The organism is Roseburia sp. AF12-17LB, assembly GCF_003479605.1.
GTDB classification, from domain to species: Bacteria; Bacillota; Clostridia; order Lachnospirales; family Lachnospiraceae; genus Roseburia_C; species Roseburia_C amylophila.
The window spans coordinates 14283-35638 of record NZ_QUHR01000004.1; the positions used below are offsets into that span (position 1 = coordinate 14283).

A 21356-nucleotide genomic window follows, 5' to 3' on the forward strand; every position below is an offset into this window, starting at 1 on the left:
TATAATGGGCGTTATAAGAAACAAAAAGGCCTTTCTGGCATTTTTACTTCCAGGATTATTGTTCTATATTTTGGCAGTATTTTATCCAATAGAAGAGTCTATTCGATTAAGTTTTATGAAATGGGGAGGAATAGGAAAAAAGCAGTTTGTCGGATTGGAAAATTATGTGACTATGTTTCACGACGAAGTTTTTTATAAGGCATTTTTTAACAATCTGATTTACCTTGTTATTGTAGTTTCCATGCAATTATTAATTGGACTGTTTTTTGCAATATTGCTGACATATATGACAAAGCATGTGACACTGGTTAAAACGTTGTATTATGTACCATGTATTATTACAACAGTTGCTATCACACAGCTTTTTAGAAGTATGTACTCAACAGAGCCTATGGGATTATTGAATCAGATATTACAAAAAGTAGGTTTAGGTGGAATGGTAACGTCCTGGCTTGCGAAAGTAAGTACTGTATTACCAGCTGTATCCATACCGGAAGGATGGAGATTTACTGGAATGTATATGGTTATATTTTATGCTGCACTGGTTTCATTAGATCCTTCTGTATATGAAGCTGCCAAAATAGATGGCGCTTCTGAAATGCAGATATTATTTAAAATTAAAATGCCATTGATAAAAGATATTATACTTCTGACTTTGACGATGTGTTTGACAGGAGCATTAAGAGGATTTGATATTCCATTTTTATTGACAAGTGGTGGACCGGGAAATGCCAGCGAATTAATGTCTACATATATGTATAAAAAGGCGTTTTCAAGTAACCAGTATGGTTATGGCAGTACTTTAGCGGTGTTTATTATTATTGAAAGTATTTTAGTTGTTTATATTTTAAGAAAAATTTTTACTTCAAAGGAACAAAAAGAAGAAAAAAGAATTGAAAAAGAACGCATCAGAAGGAATAGGAGGGGAAATCATTGAAGAAAAAAATAATAAAAATAATATTTGCAGTATTGATTATTCTCTTCTTAATCATTCAGATATATCCGGTCATATGGTTGTTTGTTGCAAGTGTGAAACCAACCGTAGAGTTGTCAGCAGCTCCATTTGCATTTCCAAAGAGTATTACGCTGGAAAATTTTTCTAAGGTTTTATCAGATGGTAAAATCGGTATGTATATGTGGAATAGTTTAAAGGTGACCGTTATTTCGCTGATTCTGATTGTAGTATTAAGTTCTACTGCAGGATATGCATTGTCAAAATTTAAAGTAAGAGGAACAAAAACAATTTATTCTTTCTTTACATTTGGAATTATGGTTCCAGTACAGATTACATTAATACCATTATTTATTTTTTATAGTAAACTAGGTATTTTAAATACAAGTTTTTCTTTAATATTACCACAGGTAGGATTTGCATTACCTTTATCAGTTATGATGTTTGTAAGTTTTTACGAATTTGTTCCGAATGAATTGATAGAGGCAGCGGTTGTTGATGGGTGTTCACCGCTTCGGACTTTTATTCAGATTGTGTTCCCATTAGCAAGAAATACCGTTATTACAATTGCTTCCATGTATAGTATTCTGATTTGGAATGACTTTATTTTTGCAAATACATTTATTAGTGATACTTCAGCCAAGACAGTGGCAATGGGATTAAAAGATTATGTCGGAGCATTTGGAAATGTGGACTGGGGTTCAACATTTGCTGCAATAGCAATTTCAATTCTTCCTCCACTGGTAATCTATTTTGCATTAAATAAATGGGTAACAGCTGGAATGACTATGGGTGCAACGAAAGGATAAGGTATAAAATGGATAAAAATATGATTATGCTGCCAGGAACAGCAGCAATGCTTCCCTATCTGACACATGGAAAAAGCAGGGCGATTAATGCTGAAAACAGGACAGGAGAAAAGGGAAAGGGAGGTATGGCAGCCAGCGTTCTCGGAAAATCAAGAAAAGGCAGTCCGTGTTTGAATGATATCCAGCCGGGAGAGACGGTTGTTTTAGGAGAAATAGATGGTCCGGGAATTATTCATCATATATGGATAACAACGGATAATAAAACGTCAGAAGGAGATTGCTTTGTTCTTAGGGACCTGGTTCTCAGAATGTATTGGGACGGCGAGGAAAATCCATCAGTAGAAGTACCGTTAGGGGATTTTTTCTGTTGTGGATTTGGAAAAGAGTGTTATATTAATTCCAGTCTTATAACAGTTGTCCCATCCAGAGGGTTAAATTCTTATATTCAGATGCCATTTAAAAAGAGAGCAGTTATTACATTAGAAAATCAGCATGCAAATGCAATTCCGGCTTTTTTTTATCAGATTGATTATAATTTATACAATTATCTGCCAGAAGAAACGGAATATTTTCACGCAAGCTGGAGAAGAGAAGCTCTTACCGAGCTGGGAAAAGATTATGTTATTGCAGATGGAATAAAAGGTAGTGGTCATTATATCGGTACATATATAGCATTGTCTACACTTCAAAGATATTGGTGGGGTGAAGGAGAAGTAAAGTTTTATATTGATGGAGATGAACAATATCCAACAATCTGTGGAACCGGAATGGAAGATTATTTTGGAGGTTCCTGGAGTTTTGCCAAACATGAAGACGGAAAAACGATAGAACAGACATATACAACTCCTTTTCTTGGATATCCATATTATTCAAGGCATGATGATCTGGTAAATAATTTATATCATAATGATGATTGTCCACCAATGCGCGGTTTTTATCGCTGGCATGTCATGGATCCGGTGTTTTTTGATGAGGAGCTTAAGGTTACTGTGCAACAGATTGGTGTTGGACATAAAGGTTTATTTGAACGTCAGGATGATTTGTCAAGTGTTGCATACTGGTATCAGAAGGAACCACATAATGTTTTTTCAAAGCTTCCTGAGAAAGAAAAAAGATGGCCAAGATAGAAAAGGGAGCAGAAAGGTCAATTGATGTCAAAGGAAAAAATGCTTCAGGAAATTGAACGGGCACAAATAGTAATTAATCAGAATAAAGAAAAAGTTTCACAGGGAAAAATGAGGCAGAAATACCACTTTATGGCAGAAACGGGATGGATTAATGATCCAAACGGATTGATATATTTCAAAGGAAAGTATCATTTTTTCTATCAGTATAATCCATATCAGAGTTTTTGGGAAAATATGCACTGGGGACATGCTGTCAGTGATGATTTGATTCATTGGGAGTATCTTCCGGTTGCATTAGCACCAAGTGAACCTTATGAAGATCATTTGAAGGGTGGATGTTTTTCCGGAAGTGCAATTGAATTTGACGGAAAGCTATATTTAATATACACAGCAGCAACGAATCATGGAAATGGATTTGTCCAGACACAGTGTGTTGCTTATAGTGAAGATGGTATTCATTTTGAAAAATATGAAAAAAATCCAGTTTTAACAGCACCGGAAGGGATTTCGCCAGATTCTTTCCGGGATCCCAAGGTATGGAAACACGAAGACAGCTATTATATGGTATGCGGAGCTTCAAAAAATCAAAAAGGACAGGCGTTATTGTATCGCTCAGAAGATTTGATACATTGGGCATTTATAAATGTATTAGCAGAAAGCAGGGGAGAATGGGGAACCATGTGGGAATGTCCTGATTTCTTTCGTATAGGAAACCGGTATGTTTTAACTTTTTCACCTATCGATGCAGGAGAGAGGACTTGTGTGTATTTAACCGGTTCGTTTGATTATGATACCGGCAGGTTTGATTATGATGTTTCAGGAGAAATTGATTGGGGTTTTGATTATTATGCACCACAATCATTTCAGGCACCTGATGGAAGAAGAATTATGGTTGCATGGGCAAATGAATGGGAATGGATGCCGTTTTTTAAAGACTGGGGACCGACTTACAGGGAAGACTGGTGCGGATTCTTTAATTTTCCGCGCGAAGTTAATATGACCAAAAGTGGAAGATTGAGTTTTGTTCCGATACGGGAGTTAAAAAAATGTAGAAAAAAAACTGGTAAATATGTTCAGGACAAGTTGGTGATTTGTGATTCGCAACAAGAGTTAAAATCAGATGATGGAATAGCATTTGAACTGAAATTTAATATAAATTTACGAGCGAGCAATGCACAGCAATTACTTGTAAAATTAAGATGCGATGAAATAAATCAAACAGTTTGTATATTTGATTTGAAGAATGGAGAATTAAAAGTAAATCGTAATAAGGCAGATGGATGGAGTAAAGGGATATCACACAGTATACTCTTTTTAAAAGAAAAAGATGTATTAGATGTTCATATTTTATCTGATCAAAGTTCCTTAGAATTATTTACTGATAATTATCAAAATAATCATTCTATGAATGTATTTGCGGGAAATGAACAAAATAAAATATATTTTCAGGCAGTAGAAGGAAGTGTTGTGCTGGAAAATGTAGAAGTGTATGGAATTGAACCGTGAAAAAATGAATTTCATTTCATGGTATGATGATATAGAAGAAAAGGAAGTGATAAACCAGTTCGGAAAAGAACTGGTTTCATTTCTATAAAAACAAAAGGAAGAAATATAGGAGGAATCGTAATATGAAAAAGAGCTTTGATGTTATTGCATTGGGAGAATTATTAATTGATTTTACGATGAATGGACAGAGTGAACAGGGGAATGATTTGTTTGAAGCATGTCCTGGTGGAGCGCCATGTAATGTTCTGGCAATGTTAAATGAAATGGGAAAGAAAACAGCATTTATTGGCAAAGTTGGAAAAGACCAGTTTGGAAAATTGCTTCGAAATACGTTAAATGATATTGGAATTGATACCTCCAATCTTTTTACAGACAGTACTGTAAATACAACACTTGCATTTGTACATACATTTCCGGATGGTGACCGTAAGTTCTCTTTTTATCGTAATCCGGGTGCTGATATGATGCTGACAGAAGATGAAATTAATACAACATTTATTTCCCAGGCAAAAATTTTCCATTTTGGAACGTTATCTATGACACAGGATAGTGTAAGAGCTGCAACAAAGAAAGCGGTTAAAGCGGCAAAGGAGAGTGGAGCACTCATTTCATTTGATCCAAATTTAAGGGAACCTTTGTGGAGTTCATTAGAATTAGCCAAAGAACAGATGAATTATGGATTTAGTCAATGTGATATATTGAAAATCTCTGATAATGAGATTCAGTTTGTTACTGGAAAAGAAGATTATGATGAGGGAATCAGATGCCTTCAGGAAAAATATCAGATACCACTCATTCTCTTAACAATGGGAAAAGAAGGAAGCCGCGCTTATTATAAGGGAATGCGTGTGGAATGTAGTGGATTTTCTGTAAAGACAATCGAGACAACAGGTGCAGGAGATACGTTTATGGGAAGTGTGCTGAATTATCTTCTGGAACATGATTTTAATAATTTGACAGAAAAGCAGTTGGAGGAACTTTTAAAGCTGGCAAATGCAGCGGCAGCTATAGTGACAACCAGAAAAGGTGTTATCCGTGCAATACCAAAAAAGAGTGAAATAGAAGAACTGCTTCAAAGGAATATGTTATAATTTATAAAAAGATTTGGACAATAAAAAGAGCTGTGGCACAGTTGAGGTTTGGGTCGGTCAGCTCTTTTTTTGTAACCTTTTTCCATCCCCATTTGTATATATAGTGAAAGGCCTTTTAAACAGAAAAGAAATATGAGGGATCACTCATGAGAATAGCAACTGAGGTATTAGCGGAAAAGTATAAAGACCATTTATTTGCAGCGGCTTTCAATATCTGTAAAAATGCAGCAGATGCCGATGATGTGGTGCAGGATACTTTTCTTCAATATCATACAACCAACAGACAATTTGAAAATGAGCAGCATATCAGAGCATGGCTCATTCGGGTGGCAATCAATAAAGCAAAGAATATCAATCTTTCTTTCTGGCGGCAGAAAGGTGTGCCGTTAGAAGAATATATGGAGACACTGACATTTGAGACACCAGAAGCCCAGACACTGTTTACAGAAGTCATGAAGCTTCCAGAGAAGTATCGAATCGTCATACATTTATTTTATTATGAGGATTACACCATCCGGGAAATCGCGAAGATTATGAATGTGACAGAAAGCAACGTGAAGGTCAGGTTGACGCGTGGTCGCAGACTGCTCAGAAATGTATTAAAGGAGGAATGGGAAAATGACAGATAAAGAAAGATATAAACAGGCTTTTTCTTCTTTGCATGCCTCCGGACATATTTCTTTGGAGGTCAATATGAATCATAATAGAAAATTTCATCCAACACGTAAATTAATCGCAGCAAGTGCCTGCGCCGTATTGTTGTTAGGCGGCAGCAGTGCCTATGCAGCGTATCATTTCCTAAGTCCGTCACAGATTGCGGATGAAGTAGCGGACAATGGAGCATTGAGCCGGGCATTTGCCGGAGAGGATGCGGTAAGCGTCAATGAGACGCAGCAGAGCAATGGCTATGATATTACCTTATTAGGACTGGTGTCCGGAGAAAAATTAGAGCTTTGTGTACCACAGGAAACTCGGGAAAATGTCAGCAAATCACATACTTATGCAGCTGTTGCAATTGCAAAAAGTGACGGAACGGATATGGAAGACCGCAATTTCTTTGTGGCACCGTTAATCAATGGCGTGTCTTTTTTGGATGCCAATGCAGCAACCATGGATGAGACACTTACCTGGTTCTGTAAAGACGGCGTTCTTTATGAGCTGATAGAATGTGATGATTTGGAAATATTTGCAGACCGTGGCGTACAGTTGGGAATCGTGGACAGCTTCGGGAGCGAAACGGCTGCATTTCGAATGGACAATGAAAGTGGCTCTTACCGTAAAGTGGAAGACTATGCTGGCACAATTGCACTTTTTACCCTGCCATTAGATACCACTAAGGCAGATCCGGCGGCAGCGGAGGAGTACCTTAAGAAGCTTGAAGAAGCTGCGGCAGGAGCTGAGACAGCAGATACGGAAGGAACTGCCGGCAGAGCAGAAGTCAGCGTAATTACCGGAGCAGAAAGTAAAGCTGCAGCAGGCTATATGAATCAGCAGGTCAGAGATTTCGTGGATGGAATTACAGCAGATAATTTATCGGATTATTTTGAAATCGTAAAGGATTATCCGGTATTTTCTGCTACACCGGACGAAAATGGCTGGGTAGATTTTGGAACACAGTATATTGAAAAAGAAGATTATGTTGCAAATGGCGGAAGCGGCGAAGTTTCCAACTGGCTTGCAGAGGATGAATATTTTAGCGTCAATGCAATTACCATGTCAGGAAACGATGGAAAAGAAGATGCTTCCACACTTCGGATTTCCGTTGTTTTCCGCAATGAAGACGGAAGTCTTACAGAAGCATTGTATCAGATAAAACCGGACTGCGTCGATTTGATAAAGTAAATTTAGTAAAGATATGACATAAAAGAGGTTGTTACACTGGATAGATTTTTTACCAAAATCCGGCTGTGGCAGCCTCTTATAAAATGCATTTTCTTATGATAAGATTATGGCAAAAGTGAGAAATCAGTTAAGAAAAAAGGAAGAGATAATATGAAAAAGCAGTAGCATTTGCGGAAAAATATGGCATTGCAAAGGTCTATGATTCCATAGATGAAGTTTTTTTTATATATGAATCTTGCAGGCGGGGCAATGCTTGACATTGGCGTATATGCACTTTCTATTGTAAGAAGCTTCATGGATAAAAAGCCGGAAGAGGTTGTGAGTCAGAGAAAGGTATCACCAACTGGTTCAGATGAGCAGGCAACCATCTTATTAAAAAATGATTCAGACCAGATGGCAGCAGTTGCGCTTTCCATGCATTCCAAGCAGCCGAAGCGGGCAATGATAAGCTGCGAAAAGGTGTTTTTATAGCTTTCAGGTATTTATAAAAAACATTCATGGTTACAGGTTAAGGAAATCGTAAGAATCCGGGCATTGACGTAATACATGATATTGATTAAGATGGAATAAGATGAGAAGTAAGGAAGTTAAAGAAAATGGAAGCTTATAGTAAAGATACTTATTTCATGAATATATTAAAGCAGGTTGAGGCAGAAACCAGAATTTTGCAGTCCAGGGAGCATATTCAGCATGGAACCACCACGGTATACGAGCATTGCGTTCAGGTGGCATATGAAAGTTACCTTTTTGCAAAAGAACATCAGCTTCAGGTAGAAATGGAGCAGCTGATCCGGGGAGCATTGCTTCACGATTATTTCTTATATGACTGGCATAACCAGCTGACGCCGCATCATCTGCATGGATTTTTCCATCCGGGTGTAGCACTGCAGAATGCCAGCATGGATGTGGAATTAACTCCGATAGAGCATGACATTATCAAGAAGCATATGTTTCCGCTGACGCTGGTGCCGCCGAAATACTTGGAAAGCTGGATTGTCTGCTGGATTGACAAGAGATGTTCTACCAGAGAGACCTTACAGCGCAGATGCAGGGAGGAAGTATGTTAGTACAGGTAAGAGAATTTATGGGCACATGCGGAAATGTGTTCCTGCATTTTCTGGTAGCTGGCAGAATTTATTTCCTGTGGTTTGTGATTTACAGTGCAGCAGGATGGCTTTATGAATCTGCCATTTGCTCCCGGATAAAATATCATAAATTTATCAACCGTGGCTACTTAAGAGGTCCGTGGATTCCGATTTATGGAGCGGGAGCAGTGCTTAATTACTGGCTCATTGGCTGGATTGGAAATGTGCCGGCAATCTTTGTGGCAGCCATGTTTACCTCCGGCGTAGTAGAGTATATTACTTCTTATGCGATGGAGTGTATGTTCCACAAACGTTGGTGGGATTATACCAGATACAGATATAATCTGAACGGGAGAATCTGTCTTTATGGCTGCATCATATTCGGAATCGGAAACGTGATACTGCTCCGCTTCGTTCATCCGGTAATCATGCAGCTTACCGCAGCAATTCCGGAGCTGGTGCTCACCAGAGTGGTACTTTTCCTATATATTCTCTTTGTAGTTGATGTGGTTTATACGACCGTACATATGGAAACCGTCCGTGCAAGAATGGAAAAGCTGGCACGGCAGATGCGGGACCGGAAAGAATGTTACCTTTATATGGCAGGGGAGCAGAAGGAGTACTGTAAAATTTACTTCGAAGAGAAGAAGGAGCGCTGTAGCAGTTTTGTGGAAGAACGGAAAGAACTGTGTGTTCAATATGTGGAGAAAGTGAAAGACCGGTTCCGGGGGTAGAAGCCTTCGGTACCGGTTTTACGGTACCGGTTTTATAAATATTTTACTTGTTTTCTTCAAGGGCATTTGTTACAATCAACACAAAGCATATATTCTGATTTTCGAGTGGCGGAAGCCAATCTAAATTTCTGGTATCAATTCAATGAATTCTATGCTTTTAAATTCTAATTACAATTTACGAACGCATAGTGCATTGGATAGGTGGAATTTCAGAATCGGAAATGAGATTATGATAACAGTACCTGACAAATAAGTTTGAACGATATGAAAATTCGTTCTTACGAAAAGCCAAGTATATCATCCTGCTTTTCCTTGCACTATGGGAAAAGGAGGAAACATGAAAACTTTAGAAGAACTGAATCTGGTGGATGACTTTCTGGTAAACAGCCTGACCAGCCACAAAATTTACGGGGAACAGTCGGCGAGGTACATTTTGGAATGCATTCTGCGTCGGCAGATAGGAAAGCTTACAGTAGTGCCGCAGCGCTTCTTCTGTGGAGAGAATACAGAGACTCACGGCATTCGGCTGGATGTGTATCTGGATGAAGAGAACGGAGAAATCTTTGATATAGAACCAGACCAGAATGATGGAAAAGAAGAAATCGTATCACTGCCCCGAAGAGTTCGGTTTTACCATGCGAAGATTGACGCAGGAAATCTGACAGCAGGGGATACCTATGGGAGTCTTCGGAATGTCATCGTAATCTTTATTACAACTTATGATCCCTTTGGATTGAATCGTATGGTGTATACAATCAAAAATGGATGTATCGAAGTACCGGAATTAGAATATGAGGATGGCGCACAGACGATATTCTTGTATACAAGGGGAAGGGAAGGAAACCCGCCGGAGGAATTAAAACAGCTACTGCATTACATGGAGCATTCATCCATAGAGAATGCTCCATCTGAAAACTTGAAAAAGTTACATCGGATGGTAACGGCAGTTAAGCGGGATGGAGAGGTAGGTCTTGCATATATGAAGAGTTTTGAGAGAGAAGAGCGGATTCGAAAACAAGGCGAAGCAGAAGGAAGAAAAGCCGGACTGGAAGAAGGTAAGAAAGCTGGGTTGGAAGAAGGTAAGAAAGCTGGTTTAGAAGAAGGCTTGCAGGAGGGAAAAGAAGTAGAAATCATAAAGCTCGGTAGTAAATTTGGAAAATCAGATGCCGAAATCCTGGCATTGCTGCAGGAAGAATTACAGATAACGGAAGAGCAGGCAAAACAGGTATTAGAAAAGTATGGAAAGACTTTGGATTTATAAAGCGATAAGATTCAGAAAGAAATAGAGTTATAGGACAAAAAAGAGTTGTACCGGAATGTCCATCAGGACAAATCGGTACAACTCTTTTGGCTTATTTTTATAGATTATTTCATTACAATTTTACAGAATTTCTTCTTTCCACGTTTCAGAACAAATTCTTCTGCATTTTTGATATCATCTGGAGTATATGTGGTCTTGATGTCGGTTACTTTTTCGCCGTTGATGGTAACACCACCCTGCTCTACGGCACGACGTGCCTCGGAACGGGAAGCACAAAGTCCGGCAGAAACAAGAAGTCCCATGATATCGATAACGCCATCGCGAAGGTCTGCCTCTGTAATTTCAGCAGCAGGCATATCTGCATGATTGCCGCCGGAGAATAATGCTCTTGCACTCTCCTGTGCTTTTTTGGCTTCCTCTTCGCCGTGAACTAGATTGGTCAGTTCGTAAGCTAAGATTTCTTTTGCCTGGTTCAACTGGCTGCCTTCCCATTTATCCATTTCGTCAATCTGCTCTAACGGCAGGAAGGTTAACATACGCAGACATTTTAATACATCTGCATCGGAAACATTTCTCCAGTACTGATAGAAGTCAAATGGAGAAGTCTTATTCGGGTCAAGCCATACAGCACCGGACTGTGTTTTACCCATTTTCTTACCTTCGGAATTCAGAAGAAGGTTGATGGTCATCGCGTAAGCATCTTTTCCAAGTTTACGACGAATCAGCTCGGTTCCGCCTAACATGTTGCTCCACTGGTCATCGCCACCAAACTGCATATTACAGCCATATTTCTGGTATAAGGTATAGAAGTCGTAGCTCTGCATAATCATGTAGTTAAACTCTAAGAAGCTTAAGCCCTTTTCCATACGCTGTTTGTAGCATTCTGCAGTAAGCATACGGTTTACAGAAAAATGAGCACCAACTTCACGCAGTACTTCAATGTAATTTAAGTCCATGAGCCAGTCAGCGTTATTTACCATAAGAGCTTTGTTATCGGAGAAATCAATAAAGCGGCTCATCTGTTTCTTAAAGCAGTCACAGTTGTGCTGAATGGTTTCCGGTGTCATCATCTGGCGCATGTCGGTACGTCCGGATGGGTCTCCGACCATGGCAGTTCCGCCACCAATCAGGGCGATTGGTTTGTTGCCAGCCATCTGGAGACGTTTCATTAAGCAAAGTGCCATGAAATGTCCGACATGAAGGCTGTCTGCAGTTGGGTCAAATCCAATATAAAAAGTAGCTTTTCCATTGTTGATGAGCTCTCTAATCTCGGCTTCATCAGTTACCTGGGCAATCAATCCACGGGCAACTAATTCGTCATATAAAGTCATAATAAAAATCCTTTCTGAAAATGTATTTTTTAAAATTCCGGGAAATATTTTTATCCTGTTTCCCGCATAAAAAAGCCCCCGTCCTATGAAAGGACGAGGGCGAAGTCTCGTGTTACCACCTTTTTTCACAGATTATTCGCATAACCTGCCTCAGTAAGTGTCCGTCACCGACAGGACTGCCATCTGCAGTGCCTTAAGGATATCTGGCAACTTACGCATCGATAACGTGTGCTAATCCGTCGCAGCCTACTCATTCAAATTTCCACAAACCATTTATTTGTAAAGTTTAATTTTGATTTGACAAATATTGAATATTTGGTGCGAAGCTCCGGGATGTATTCATAACAAGCTGCCCCTGTACCTCTCAGCAACCGGTGACTCTCTGTAGGTTTCCTTTGCTATTACTTGTTCCCATCAAAGCCTGTAACTGCCTTAATTATCCCCATTATAGGGGGTAACTTAAAATTTGTCAAACATAAGATTTTAAAAGCCGGATTTAAAAATTTGTTATTTATTGTTTAACAAATCTTAAGGAAATGTAAATTGACAAATTGCTTTAATTGTGTAATTGTATTAATGGAGTAATACACAAAAAGAAAATTGAAGATAAAAGGAAAGTTCATTCGTTTTAGTAAACAGAGATACAGGAGGTTAGGAAAATGAAGAAAATTACATTTACAGTACCTTGTTATAATTCACAGGATTATATGAAACGTTGCATAGATTCTCTTCTGGTATGCAAAGAGGAAGGGGAAATTATCATTGTAGATGACGGCTCTACCGACAGAACCGGAGAGATTGCCGACGAGTATGCAAAGGAATATCCGGATATTGTGAAAGTCATACATAAAGAAAACGGTGGACATGGTTCCGGCGTAAATGCAGGACTTGAGGCAGCTTCAGGGACTTATTTTAAAGTAGTGGATTCTGATGACTGGCTGGATGAGGAAAGCTTAAAGGAGCTTCTTTCAGAACTTCGGGAATGGGAGTGGCAGGAAAAAGAAGTGGATCTGGTAGTCTGCAATTATGTCTATGACCACCTTTATGAGAATAAGACAAAGCCAATGCGCTATACCAATGTATTTCCGGAGAAGAAGCTTTGTACCTGGAATGACATGGGCAATTTTAAGCCGTCCCAGTACCTTGTGATGCATGCGTTGCTTTACCGCACCCAGATATTGCGGGACTGCAGGCTGCAATTGCCGAAGCATACTTTTTATGTGGATAACATATTTGCATATAAACCATTGCCTTATGTGAAAAATATCTGTTATCTGAATCTGGATTTGTATCATTATTTCCTGGGAAGAGATGACCAGTCCGTGAATGAAAAGGTCTTAATGAAGCGGATTGACCAGCAGATTAAGGTGACCAAACTGGTGTCAGACTGCGTGAACCTTGGTGAGATATCAAAAACTTATCCGAAGCTGGCAGCCTATATGACAAGAAATATCTCTATCATGATGGCAATTTCTTCCATCCATCTGCTACTGATTGGAGATAAGGAAGCTTATGCGAAACGGGAGAATCTTTGGGAGCATATAAAGGCACTGCATCCAAAGCTTTATAGCATTTTAAAATACCGGAGATTAAGCGGATTTACTTATCTGCCGGGGGGTGTGGCAGGCGGTTTTGTAACCCTGACCGGCTATCGCCTGGCACGGAAAATGTACCAGTTCCAGTAAGAAACAGCAGAAATCGTATAAGAGGATAAGAAAATGGAAAAATTATACATCGGATTAGTAGATACTCCGGGGCTGTTTGCGTGGATGATCCGCAAAGCCATCCGGCAGGATTACATACATGTGGTGCTTGGCATGGACGAGATGCTGGATGAGTGCTACAGTGTGGGAAGAAGATTTCCTTCAATACCGCTTCTGGCGGGCTTCGAGCGGGAAGAAAAGGAGAAAATCATGCGGGCATTTCCAACGGCGCGTTATATGATATTTGCCATAGACTGCACGGAGGAGCAGAAGGAAAATATCAGAAAGCAGCTGAAAAAATGCTATGAAAACCGCTACAAATATCATTACTGCATCGCAGGGCTGCCTTTTATTTTATTGCAGAAGGAATTCTTCCGGGAGAAACGCTATACCTGTTCCTCCTTTATTGCCCGTGTGCTAGAGGAGAATGGATTAAAGCTTTTTTCGAAGCATTTTTCACTGGTAACTCCAAAAGATTTTTATGAATTAGAGCAGAAAGAGGTCATCTATGAAGGAGAACTTAAGCAGCTCATCCGTATGGAGCAGTATCGGACAGAAATTGCATAAGAATAAAAAGAATCTCATCAGTGTCCTGCTGTTTCTCTTACTGGCGGCACTGACTTTCTCTGCTATCTGTAAGGGAAATGATATGACAGAGGTTGCAAAGGCAGTAAGAAAAATGGATGCGTGGTATCTCTTTGGGGCCATGGGTCTGGGGATTTTCTTCGTATCGGCAGAAGGGCTGATGATCTGCTATCTTCTGCGGGCACTGGGAAATCCCGTTGCAGCAGGCAGGTGTATCAAATATTCCTTTATCGGATTTTTCTATTCGGGAATCACACCGTCCGCTACAGGCGGACAGCCGATGCAGCTCTATCATATGAAAAAGGATGGGTTAAAAATATCGGAAAGTACTGTGGTCTTAATGACGGTAGCAGTGCTTTACAAATTTGTGCTGGTGGTGATTGGACTTTTCATGCTGCTGTTTGGCTATCATCCGCTAAAGAATTATCTGGGAAGCTATATGTGGCTTTTTTATCTGGGACTTCTGTTAAATACAGTGCTGGTGATTTTTCTTTTAATCGTGATGTTCGGGCCAAAGCTGTTTCACAATATTGTGACAGGAGTAGAGCGGTTCTGCGTGCGGATTCATCTGCTGAAGTATTCGGAGGAGCGAATCGGGAAACTCTCCGGCTTTGTGGAAAAATACCGTGAGACCGTGCAGTTTTTTGCCGGACATAAGGGAAAAATCGTGGCGGCCACATTATTCACTGTGCTGCAAAGATGCAGTGTATTTTTCCTGACTTATCTTGTATATCTTGGCTTTCATTTAAAAGGCACAGATGTGCTTACAGTCATGATGCTCCAGGCATCCGTCTATATCGCCGTGGACATGCTGCCACTGCCGGGAGCACAGGGAATTACGGAGCTGATGTATAAGAGCATTTTCGCGGGAGTATTTCCGGGCACTTATCTTACAGCATCCATGTGTGTATCCCGTGGAATAAATTTCTACTTTTTGTTGATAACTTCCGCAATTCTTACGGTGATAGTATATATCTTCGAGCAAAAATGCAGTAGAAAGAAACCCGCAGAAACAGCCGAATACAATTGACTTTGAGAAAATTCCCTCATATAATAAAAGTATCAGTTTTATAAGGAGGATATAAATATGGCATGTTTTTTAGTTCCGGCAACGGAAGCTGCGGTTACCACAATTGCAGAGCATGTAGTAAAGGGGAAAGAGGAACGCATAAATAAAGAGGAAGTTACCTTAAGTGAGAGCAGTAAGACACCATTTTCTCATAAATTAAAATGGTTAAACCATATGCTTTGGGGCGGTTCTGCGCTGCTGGCATTTGAACATATCTGGCATGGCGAAGTGACACCATGGTTCCCATTTTTAACAGCAGCAGGAAATCCGGAGGATGCGATGGCAATGCTCCATGAGATGGCAACAACTGGTGTTGCCATGGCAGTACTTGTTACGGCTGTGTGGGCTGGTATGGTAGCAGTATCCAATGTCATCGAGAAACGTCCGGTTATCGGAACAGGTAAGGAGATACAGTAATGACTTTACTTACAGCAGCCATTGCGGCAGTGATTGTAACTTTGGTATGGTATTTTAAGGACGGCACCAACGAGATGCGAATAGGAACCTTAAGTCTTATGTACTGGGGCGCCACACTGATGTGGCTGGTAGATGCGGTAGTTGAGTACATAGAATTAAAGACGGCGTATTTTACACCGGAACCGGTGGACATGCTGAATGATTTCTTTCTTGGAATATCCGTAGTGGTCTTGGGATTAATCATCTGGCTGATAATGTTTTTAATCAAAGATCCAAAGGGCGTGCTGCAGAAGCGGTTACAGAGAAAATAGAAATATTAATAGTCCCTTTTTTAAAGGTATATTCGAACAGCAAGAGTTTGCAATAGCTGACTCTTGCTGTTTTACTGTGCAGTGCAATTCTTGCACTTTAACTTATCTTCCGGTCAAGTGTTTTAAATTCCCTGTTTTAAAAAATTCCCGGGTAAATGAAAAACCTACACTTTCGGGTAGTTTACAGGCAGGTTATTCGTAATTATTATAAAAACAGATAAAAAGTGTTGAATCGTGTCGGAGGGGAATGCATGAAAAACCGGGATATGACCATGTATGGAAATTATGTGCATGACCGGAAGGAACAGCTAAAGGACTGGGTAAAATGCTTCTATGGAGACAGTTCCCTTGGAATTGCAGAAATAACTTATGCAGAAGTATGCTATCAGAGAGATGAATGTTTTGAAGCAATTACTACATTAGTTGGAATTATTCCATTTATAGAAAAAGAAGGCGAAATTGCTGTTCTGTTTATTGCTTTGAGCCTTCAGATGCGGATTATGATAGCAACCGGACAGATAGCGGTGGTATATCCGATTCTGGAAGAGATATATCAGAGGCTTCATAAGGAACAGAGTAGATGGCTTTTAGAGAATTTCGGAGCAATGAAAGCCTGGGGACTGTTGTATGATGGTGATGTGGATACAGTAACGGAATGGATGGAAAATGAGGCGCCCAGCGAATTTGGAGAACTGAATATGCTGGATACCTATAAATATATGATAAAGATGCGGGCATATATTCTGGAAGAAAAATATCTGGCAATGCTTTCGCTGGCAGAGTATTTGAGGGAGCCGCTGCGAAAGGGTGACCGCGTCATGGATTTATGTGAAATGAATCTTTTGTGTGCAGTCAGCTATTTCTTAAGTGACCGGAAAGAGTATGCATTTCAGCTTTTGGATGAGCTGCTTCCGATTGTAAAAGAAAGACGATTTGACCGGCTGATAGCAGATGAGCGTTCTAATCAGGAAATTGCTTTCCTGTAAAGTAAAAAACGCTCCGCGAGGATGCGCACTGCGGCGTATAAGGTAGATGTCGCAGGCGACCGCCGCAGGCGCGGGAATGTGCCAAGGCACATTTTTTGTTATAACATTCAGTTGAATTTATATAAAAAATGTGATACGTTTACTGAAGAGGTGTTAAACAAAGGTAATTATTTACTTTGGGAGCAGAAAATAAAGTGAGGAAGCGTATGACAGTAAAAGAAATTGCAAAGCTGGCGAATGTATCACCGGCAACCGTATCCAATGTACTGAATCACCGGAATAATGTGGGGGAAGAGACAAGACAGCGGATCTTAGAGATTTGCAAGGAAAATGGCTATGATATTAACAAGGGGAAAAATAAGAAGCCGGCAGAAGATACCAATACCATTCTTTTTAATTTCAGTGATTATGAGCGTAACTTTTATCTGAAAATCATTCATGGAATCAGCGATTATGTGTATTCCAGAGGATATGATTTAATGATATGTACCAATAAATCCTGTGAAAAATTTATGGACCCGGCATTGACTTGCGGAACCATCATGCTGGATATGAAATGTAAGAATTCCACTTTAATCCAGAAGGCAAATGAAGGTTATCCCATTGTGGCACTGGACCGGATTATGGATGTGCCGAATATTAAGAGCGTGGTAGTCAATAACTATGCGCCAATGGCAGAGCTGGTGCAGGGGCTGGTGGATAAAGGCTATCGCCGCTTTGGATATATTGCAGGAATAGATACGCTGGATAACCAGGAACGTTATCGGGCATTAAAAGATGTATTGCAGAAAAATGGAATTACATTCAGCCGGGAAAATTATTTCTTGGGAGATTATTATGAAAAGAGCGGTTATCAGTCAGCAAGACTGATGCTTTTATCAGATAATATTCCGGAAGTGTTAGTCTGTGCGAATGACAATATGGCAATCGGAGCAATGAAGGCACTGCGGCAGGAAGGTCTTAAGATTCCGGATGATATAGCAGTAACCGGATTCGATGGAACCGAGATGTCAGAACTGATGGGACTTACCACGGTAGATATCCCGGATTATGAGAGAGGCTATCTGGCGGCCCAGTTTCTGCTTCAGAATATTGCGGGAAGCTGCAGTTTTGACACCTTTAAGATTGCCGCGAAGGTTCACTGGAGAAAGACCACACGATAGAAAATAAGATAAAAAATAGGACATGGAAGAATCTTCTGGTACAGAGGGTTCTTCTTTTTTTCGCGAGTAGCGAGAAATTCGCAAAGCGTGTTTCGTGTAGTTTGTGAGAGTAGCGAAAATTTACTATAATAATATTGCTTGTTTTACTAAAAAAAGGTAAATATTTACTAAATTTACTAAAAACAAGTCTTGAAACGGTCGTTTTGCACAACAAAACCATGTAAAAACAGTGAAAAAGGTAGAAAGATAACGAAGAGGATTGACGAATTAGTAAAATTTATGTAAAGTATAGTTATCAAAAACAAAGCAACACAAGGAGGGTACAAAATGAAGAAGAGAAAAATCGTATCATTAGTATTGGCAACAGTTTTAGGTGCTTCCATGGTATTAGGAGGATGCGGTTCTAAGGGAGGATCTGATGCTTCCAATACAGAGGGCGCAAGCGGAGAGAGTAAAGGAAAGATTACCATCTTCCAGCAGAAAACAGAGATTTATGATCAGTTGAAAGAACTTGCTAAAGACTATGAAAAAGAGACCGGTGTAGAAGTAGAAGTCTGGCAGATTTCCGGAGATGATTATTACCAGAACTTAAAGACTTATATGTCAAGTGAATCCGGTCCTACCGTATTTTCACTTTCTTCCAGCACAGAGATTGCGGAAATGTCCGCTTACTTAGAGGATTTAAGTGATTTGAGTTTCTTAGACAAGATTAATGATGACCTTATTGCAAAGAGCGATGATAAGACAGTCGGTGTTCCGATGACAGCAGAAGGCTTCGGACTGGTTTATAACAAAAACTTAATCAGTGAAGACCAGATTAATACAACCGATGCATTGGTTCAGACTATCAAAGATGCAGCAGCCGATGGGGAGACAGGACTTGGACTTTCACAGGAAGCGTACTTCTTAATCGGACAGATTTTAAATACTCCATTCGCATTACAGGATGATCCGGCACAGTTCTGTCAGGATGTATACGATGGAAAGGTAAACATCGCTGACGTAAAAGAGTTCCAGGAACTTGGACAGATTTTCGAAGCAATCAAAGAGAACCAGAAGAATCCACTGGAAGTATCTTATGATGACAACTGTGGTGACTTTGCAACCGGTAAAACAGAAATGATTCATCAGGGTAACTGGTGCTACTCCCTATTTTCATCCTATGATGTAGACTTTGATATGGGAATTGCTCCATTACCAATCGCAGGCAACAAATCCATCGCAGTCGGTATTCCATCTGTATGGTGTGTAAATACAGACGCAAGTGACAGTGACAAACAGTTAGCAAAAGATTTCTTAAACTGGTTATATACAAGTGAAACAGGAGCTGATTACCTTACCAACAAATTTGGATTCATTCCGGTAGTAGATGGTATGGAAGCTGATAACTTAGACCCATTATCACAGGCAGTATCTGATGCAATCGCAGAAGGCAACATCATTCCTTGGACATTCAATGAGGAGTGGCCTGCAGGTATCATCACAACTTACCTGGTACAGAACGCAGAGGAATACTTCTCCTCGGATATGACAACCGATGAATTCTTAAGAGCATTAAATGATTCATTCGTAACAGCAGCAAATGAGTAAACATTAATTGCAGGTGTTGCCTTTGGCAGCACCTGTTCACTTTAGAAAAGGAATGAGGGACAAAGATGAAGATAAAAAAAGGCTGGTATGCATTATTTACCGCTCCATTGATGATTATGTTTTGCATTATAGTAATCATTCCGTTTTTCACGGGAATGGGTTATTCCCTTGTATCCTGGGATGGACTGGCAAAAAGTGAAAAGGTATTTGTAGGATTGTCCAACTATGCAAAGATTTTTTCGGATAAACAATTTCTGACATCATTAGTAAGAACAACATTATTTACATTAATTACTGTAGTAATTGTCAATGTACTGGCACTGGCATTTGCAGTATTGGTAACAACCAAACTGAAGGTGCGTAATGTGGCAAGAACCATGTTATTCTTACCATACCTGATTGGTGGATTGATTTTAGGTTATATCTGGCAGTACGTTCTTGGAGACGCAATGAGTACAATCGGAGATATGACCGGATTAACAAACATATTTTTTAACTGGCTTGTAAATAAGAAAATGGCTTTCTGTGCCATGATTGTAGTATCTACATGGCAGATGGCAGGATATATGATGATTGTATATATCGCAGGATTAGAAGCAATTTCCGATGATGTAATCGAAGCTGCAGAGGTTGACGGGGCAGGCTTCTGGAGAACTTTAATCAACATTAAGCTTCCGCTGATTATGTCATCCATTACAATATGTCTGTTCTTAACATTATCCAACTGTTTCAAGATTTATGATGTAAACGTTTCACTGACAGGCGGTGGACCAAACAACTCAACAGAAATGGTGTCCATGAATATTTTTAATGAAATCTTTACCAAGAGCCATTTCGGATATGGACAGGCAAAAGCAATCGTATTCTTTGTCATCATTGCATTGATTACATTAATTCAGGTTAAGATTACTGGCGATAAGGAGGTGTCAGCATAATGAAGAGAAAACCAGTTGGAAAAATAATCGTAAATATTCTGGTAATATTGTTGTGCTGCGTATGGTTGGTTCCGGTATATATGGTAATCGTAAATGCCTTCAAGAGCCGTGCAGAATTATATGAAAATATCTTCGCCTTTCCAAAACATTTTACACTGGAATATTTCCAGGGCGCTTTAAAGAAAATGGATTTTTTAATGGCATTTAAGAATTCCATCATCGTAACAGTAATTGCAGTAGGAATTATCGTATTACTGAGTGCTATGACAGCGTGGATGTTTGTCCGCTCTAATAATAAATTAAGTAAATTCTTATACGGACTTCTGATTCTTACCATGCTGATTCCGTTCCAGACCATTATGATGCCATTGATGCAGGAAATGAATCAGTTTGGGAAATTCTTCGGTATTCCGTTTAAAGATTCCTTAGGTGGATTAATCTTTATGTATGTAGGCTTTGGCGCCGGCATGGGTGTGTTCTTATTCCATGGATTTATCAAATCCTCCGTTCCGGTATCCTTAGAGGAAGCCGCAATTATTGATGGATGTAATACCTGGCAGCTATTCTGGAGAATTGTATTCCCAATTTTAAAATCCATTACCGTAACTGTAATTATTCTGGATGTTATCTGGATCTGGAACGACTACTTATTACCATCACTGACACTGACCAGTATCAAAAATAAGACCATTCCGCTGGCAATGTCACTGTTCTTTGGACAGTATACCATCGAGTGGAATATGGCAATGGCGGCACTGACATTTACCATTATTCCGGTTATCATTTTCTATCTGCTTTGCCAGAAACATATTATCAAAGGTGTAGCAGCCGGTGCAGTAAAGGGTTAAAGAGAGGGAGC

The 21356-nt window shown here is 39.7% G+C and carries 22 protein-coding genes; 21 read left to right on the plus strand and 1 reads right to left on the minus strand.

The window, feature by feature from the left end:
- Positions 1-4: 4 nt before the first annotated feature.
- The 11 genes from DWV68_RS06250 (at position 5) to DWV68_RS06300 (ending at position 10407) form a co-directional block, all read left to right on the plus strand.
- Complete coding sequence (locus DWV68_RS06250) at positions 5-937, plus strand: carbohydrate ABC transporter permease (protein WP_117842185.1); 933 nt, start codon at positions 5-7, stop codon at positions 935-937.
- Entirely contained in the window at positions 934-1761 is an 828-nt protein-coding gene (locus DWV68_RS06255) for a carbohydrate ABC transporter permease (protein ID WP_022242530.1), read from the plus strand. Before DWV68_RS06250 ends, DWV68_RS06255 begins: the two co-directional genes overlap by 4 nt.
- Before the next feature lie 20 nt (positions 1762-1781).
- The gene (locus DWV68_RS06260; protein WP_118057761.1) at positions 1782-2888 is read left to right on the plus strand and encodes a glycoside hydrolase family 172 protein; all 1107 of its coding nucleotides are present in this window, start codon (positions 1782-1784) and stop codon (positions 2886-2888) included.
- 39 nt (positions 2889-2927) lie between these two features.
- Positions 2928-4394, plus strand: coding sequence for a glycoside hydrolase family 32 protein (locus tag DWV68_RS06265; RefSeq protein ID WP_330415648.1), 1467 nt, complete (start codon positions 2928-2930; stop codon positions 4392-4394).
- A gap of 122 nt (positions 4395-4516) precedes the next feature.
- Complete coding sequence (locus DWV68_RS06270) at positions 4517-5485, plus strand: PfkB family carbohydrate kinase (RefSeq protein WP_117699239.1); 969 nt, start codon at positions 4517-4519, stop codon at positions 5483-5485.
- Between the two features lie 146 nt (positions 5486-5631).
- Positions 5632-6114 (plus strand): RNA polymerase sigma factor, encoded by a 483-nt coding sequence (locus DWV68_RS06275; RefSeq protein WP_118057735.1) that lies wholly within the window; start codon positions 5632-5634, stop codon positions 6112-6114.
- Positions 6104-7327, plus strand: a complete 1224-nt coding sequence (locus tag DWV68_RS06280; RefSeq protein ID WP_118057736.1) for a hypothetical protein — start codon at positions 6104-6106, stop codon at positions 7325-7327. The genes DWV68_RS06275 and DWV68_RS06280 overlap by 11 nt, the downstream gene beginning before the upstream one ends.
- Before the next feature lie 210 nt (positions 7328-7537).
- Positions 7538-7798 carry a Gfo/Idh/MocA family protein gene (locus tag DWV68_RS06285; protein ID WP_330415621.1) on the plus strand — a complete coding sequence of 87 codons (261 nt, stop codon included), beginning with the start codon at positions 7538-7540 and terminating at the stop codon, positions 7796-7798.
- Positions 7799-7923: 125 nt separating this feature from the next.
- Positions 7924-8394, plus strand: a complete 471-nt coding sequence (locus tag DWV68_RS06290) for a phosphohydrolase (protein WP_118057737.1) — start codon at positions 7924-7926, stop codon at positions 8392-8394.
- Positions 8388-9146, plus strand: coding sequence for a putative ABC transporter permease (locus DWV68_RS06295; protein WP_158561552.1), 759 nt, complete (start codon positions 8388-8390; stop codon positions 9144-9146). Before DWV68_RS06290 ends, DWV68_RS06295 begins: the two co-directional genes overlap by 7 nt.
- A gap of 337 nt (positions 9147-9483) precedes the next feature.
- Entirely contained in the window at positions 9484-10407 is a 924-nt protein-coding gene (locus tag DWV68_RS06300) for an Rpn family recombination-promoting nuclease/putative transposase (RefSeq protein WP_118057739.1), read from the plus strand.
- 104 nt (positions 10408-10511) lie between these two features.
- Here DWV68_RS06300 and tyrS read toward each other — a convergent pair whose 3' ends face one another.
- Positions 10512-11738, minus strand: a complete 1227-nt coding sequence (tyrS, locus tag DWV68_RS06305; RefSeq protein WP_118057740.1) for a tyrosine--tRNA ligase — start codon at positions 11736-11738, stop codon at positions 10512-10514.
- Between the two features lie 659 nt (positions 11739-12397).
- On the opposite strand from tyrS, the gene DWV68_RS06310 reads away from it, so the two are divergent.
- From DWV68_RS06310 to DWV68_RS06355, 10 genes are all read left to right on the plus strand, one after another.
- On the plus strand, positions 12398-13423 hold the full coding sequence (locus tag DWV68_RS06310) for a glycosyltransferase family 2 protein (RefSeq protein ID WP_118057741.1): 1026 nt from the start codon (positions 12398-12400) through the stop codon (positions 13421-13423).
- Positions 13424-13456: 33 nt separating this feature from the next.
- A complete protein-coding gene (locus DWV68_RS06315; protein ID WP_117947264.1) occupies positions 13457-14008 on the plus strand; it encodes a hypothetical protein in 552 nt (183 codons plus the stop codon).
- A complete protein-coding gene (locus DWV68_RS06320; RefSeq protein ID WP_118057742.1) occupies positions 13950-15056 on the plus strand; it encodes a lysylphosphatidylglycerol synthase transmembrane domain-containing protein in 1107 nt (368 codons plus the stop codon). The genes DWV68_RS06315 and DWV68_RS06320 overlap by 59 nt, the downstream gene beginning before the upstream one ends.
- Before the next feature lie 57 nt (positions 15057-15113).
- Positions 15114-15512: a hypothetical protein gene (locus DWV68_RS06325; RefSeq protein ID WP_118057743.1), complete on the plus strand. Its 399-nt coding sequence runs from the start codon at positions 15114-15116 to the stop codon at positions 15510-15512.
- Positions 15512-15823, plus strand: a complete 312-nt coding sequence (locus tag DWV68_RS06330) for a hypothetical protein (protein ID WP_118665322.1) — start codon at positions 15512-15514, stop codon at positions 15821-15823. The genes DWV68_RS06325 and DWV68_RS06330 overlap by 1 nt, the downstream gene beginning before the upstream one ends.
- Before the next feature lie 251 nt (positions 15824-16074).
- Positions 16075-16809, plus strand: coding sequence for a hypothetical protein (locus DWV68_RS06335; protein ID WP_118057745.1), 735 nt, complete (start codon positions 16075-16077; stop codon positions 16807-16809).
- Between the two features lie 206 nt (positions 16810-17015).
- Complete coding sequence (locus tag DWV68_RS06340) at positions 17016-17972, plus strand: LacI family DNA-binding transcriptional regulator (protein ID WP_118057746.1); 957 nt, start codon at positions 17016-17018, stop codon at positions 17970-17972.
- A 327-nt stretch (positions 17973-18299) separates the two neighbouring features.
- Entirely contained in the window at positions 18300-19562 is a 1263-nt protein-coding gene (locus tag DWV68_RS06345; RefSeq protein ID WP_118057747.1) for an ABC transporter substrate-binding protein, read from the plus strand.
- Positions 19563-19627: 65 nt separating this feature from the next.
- Positions 19628-20497 carry a carbohydrate ABC transporter permease gene (locus DWV68_RS06350; protein WP_022242549.1) on the plus strand — a complete coding sequence of 290 codons (870 nt, stop codon included), beginning with the start codon at positions 19628-19630 and terminating at the stop codon, positions 20495-20497.
- Positions 20497-21345, plus strand: a complete 849-nt coding sequence (locus DWV68_RS06355; RefSeq protein ID WP_022242550.1) for a carbohydrate ABC transporter permease — start codon at positions 20497-20499, stop codon at positions 21343-21345. The genes DWV68_RS06350 and DWV68_RS06355 overlap by 1 nt, the downstream gene beginning before the upstream one ends.
- Positions 21346-21356 lie beyond the last annotated feature (11 nt).

Coding starts and splice junctions, on each gene's coding strand:
- DWV68_RS06320 (WP_118057742.1), top strand. CDS start 13,950: ATGAAGGAGAACTTAAGCAGCTCATCCGTATGGAGCAGTATCGGACAG.
- tyrS (WP_118057740.1), bottom strand. CDS start 11,738: ATGACTTTATATGACGAATTAGTTGCCCGTGGATTGATTGCCCAGGTA.
- DWV68_RS06350 (WP_022242549.1), top strand. CDS start 19,628: ATGAAGATAAAAAAAGGCTGGTATGCATTATTTACCGCTCCATTGATG.
- DWV68_RS06275 (WP_118057735.1), top strand. CDS start 5,632: ATGAGAATAGCAACTGAGGTATTAGCGGAAAAGTATAAAGACCATTTA.
- DWV68_RS06300 (WP_118057739.1), top strand. CDS start 9,484: ATGAAAACTTTAGAAGAACTGAATCTGGTGGATGACTTTCTGGTAAAC.
- DWV68_RS06330 (WP_118665322.1), top strand. CDS start 15,512: ATGACTTTACTTACAGCAGCCATTGCGGCAGTGATTGTAACTTTGGTA.
- DWV68_RS06290 (WP_118057737.1), top strand. CDS start 7,924: ATGGAAGCTTATAGTAAAGATACTTATTTCATGAATATATTAAAGCAG.
- DWV68_RS06315 (WP_117947264.1), top strand. CDS start 13,457: ATGGAAAAATTATACATCGGATTAGTAGATACTCCGGGGCTGTTTGCG.
- DWV68_RS06325 (WP_118057743.1), top strand. CDS start 15,114: ATGGCATGTTTTTTAGTTCCGGCAACGGAAGCTGCGGTTACCACAATT.
- DWV68_RS06345 (WP_118057747.1), top strand. CDS start 18,300: ATGAAGAAGAGAAAAATCGTATCATTAGTATTGGCAACAGTTTTAGGT.
- DWV68_RS06340 (WP_118057746.1), top strand. CDS start 17,016: ATGACAGTAAAAGAAATTGCAAAGCTGGCGAATGTATCACCGGCAACC.
- DWV68_RS06265 (WP_330415648.1), top strand. CDS start 2,928: ATGCTTCAGGAAATTGAACGGGCACAAATAGTAATTAATCAGAATAAA.
- DWV68_RS06355 (WP_022242550.1), top strand. CDS start 20,497: ATGAAGAGAAAACCAGTTGGAAAAATAATCGTAAATATTCTGGTAATA.
- DWV68_RS06270 (WP_117699239.1), top strand. CDS start 4,517: ATGAAAAAGAGCTTTGATGTTATTGCATTGGGAGAATTATTAATTGAT.
- DWV68_RS06295 (WP_158561552.1), top strand. CDS start 8,388: ATGTTAGTACAGGTAAGAGAATTTATGGGCACATGCGGAAATGTGTTC.
- DWV68_RS06280 (WP_118057736.1), top strand. CDS start 6,104: ATGACAGATAAAGAAAGATATAAACAGGCTTTTTCTTCTTTGCATGCC.
- DWV68_RS06260 (WP_118057761.1), top strand. CDS start 1,782: ATGATTATGCTGCCAGGAACAGCAGCAATGCTTCCCTATCTGACACAT.
- DWV68_RS06310 (WP_118057741.1), top strand. CDS start 12,398: ATGAAGAAAATTACATTTACAGTACCTTGTTATAATTCACAGGATTAT.
- DWV68_RS06250 (WP_117842185.1), top strand. CDS start 5: ATGGGCGTTATAAGAAACAAAAAGGCCTTTCTGGCATTTTTACTTCCA.
- DWV68_RS06285 (WP_330415621.1), top strand. CDS start 7,538: ATGAAGTTTTTTTTATATATGAATCTTGCAGGCGGGGCAATGCTTGAC.
- DWV68_RS06335 (WP_118057745.1), top strand. CDS start 16,075: ATGAAAAACCGGGATATGACCATGTATGGAAATTATGTGCATGACCGG.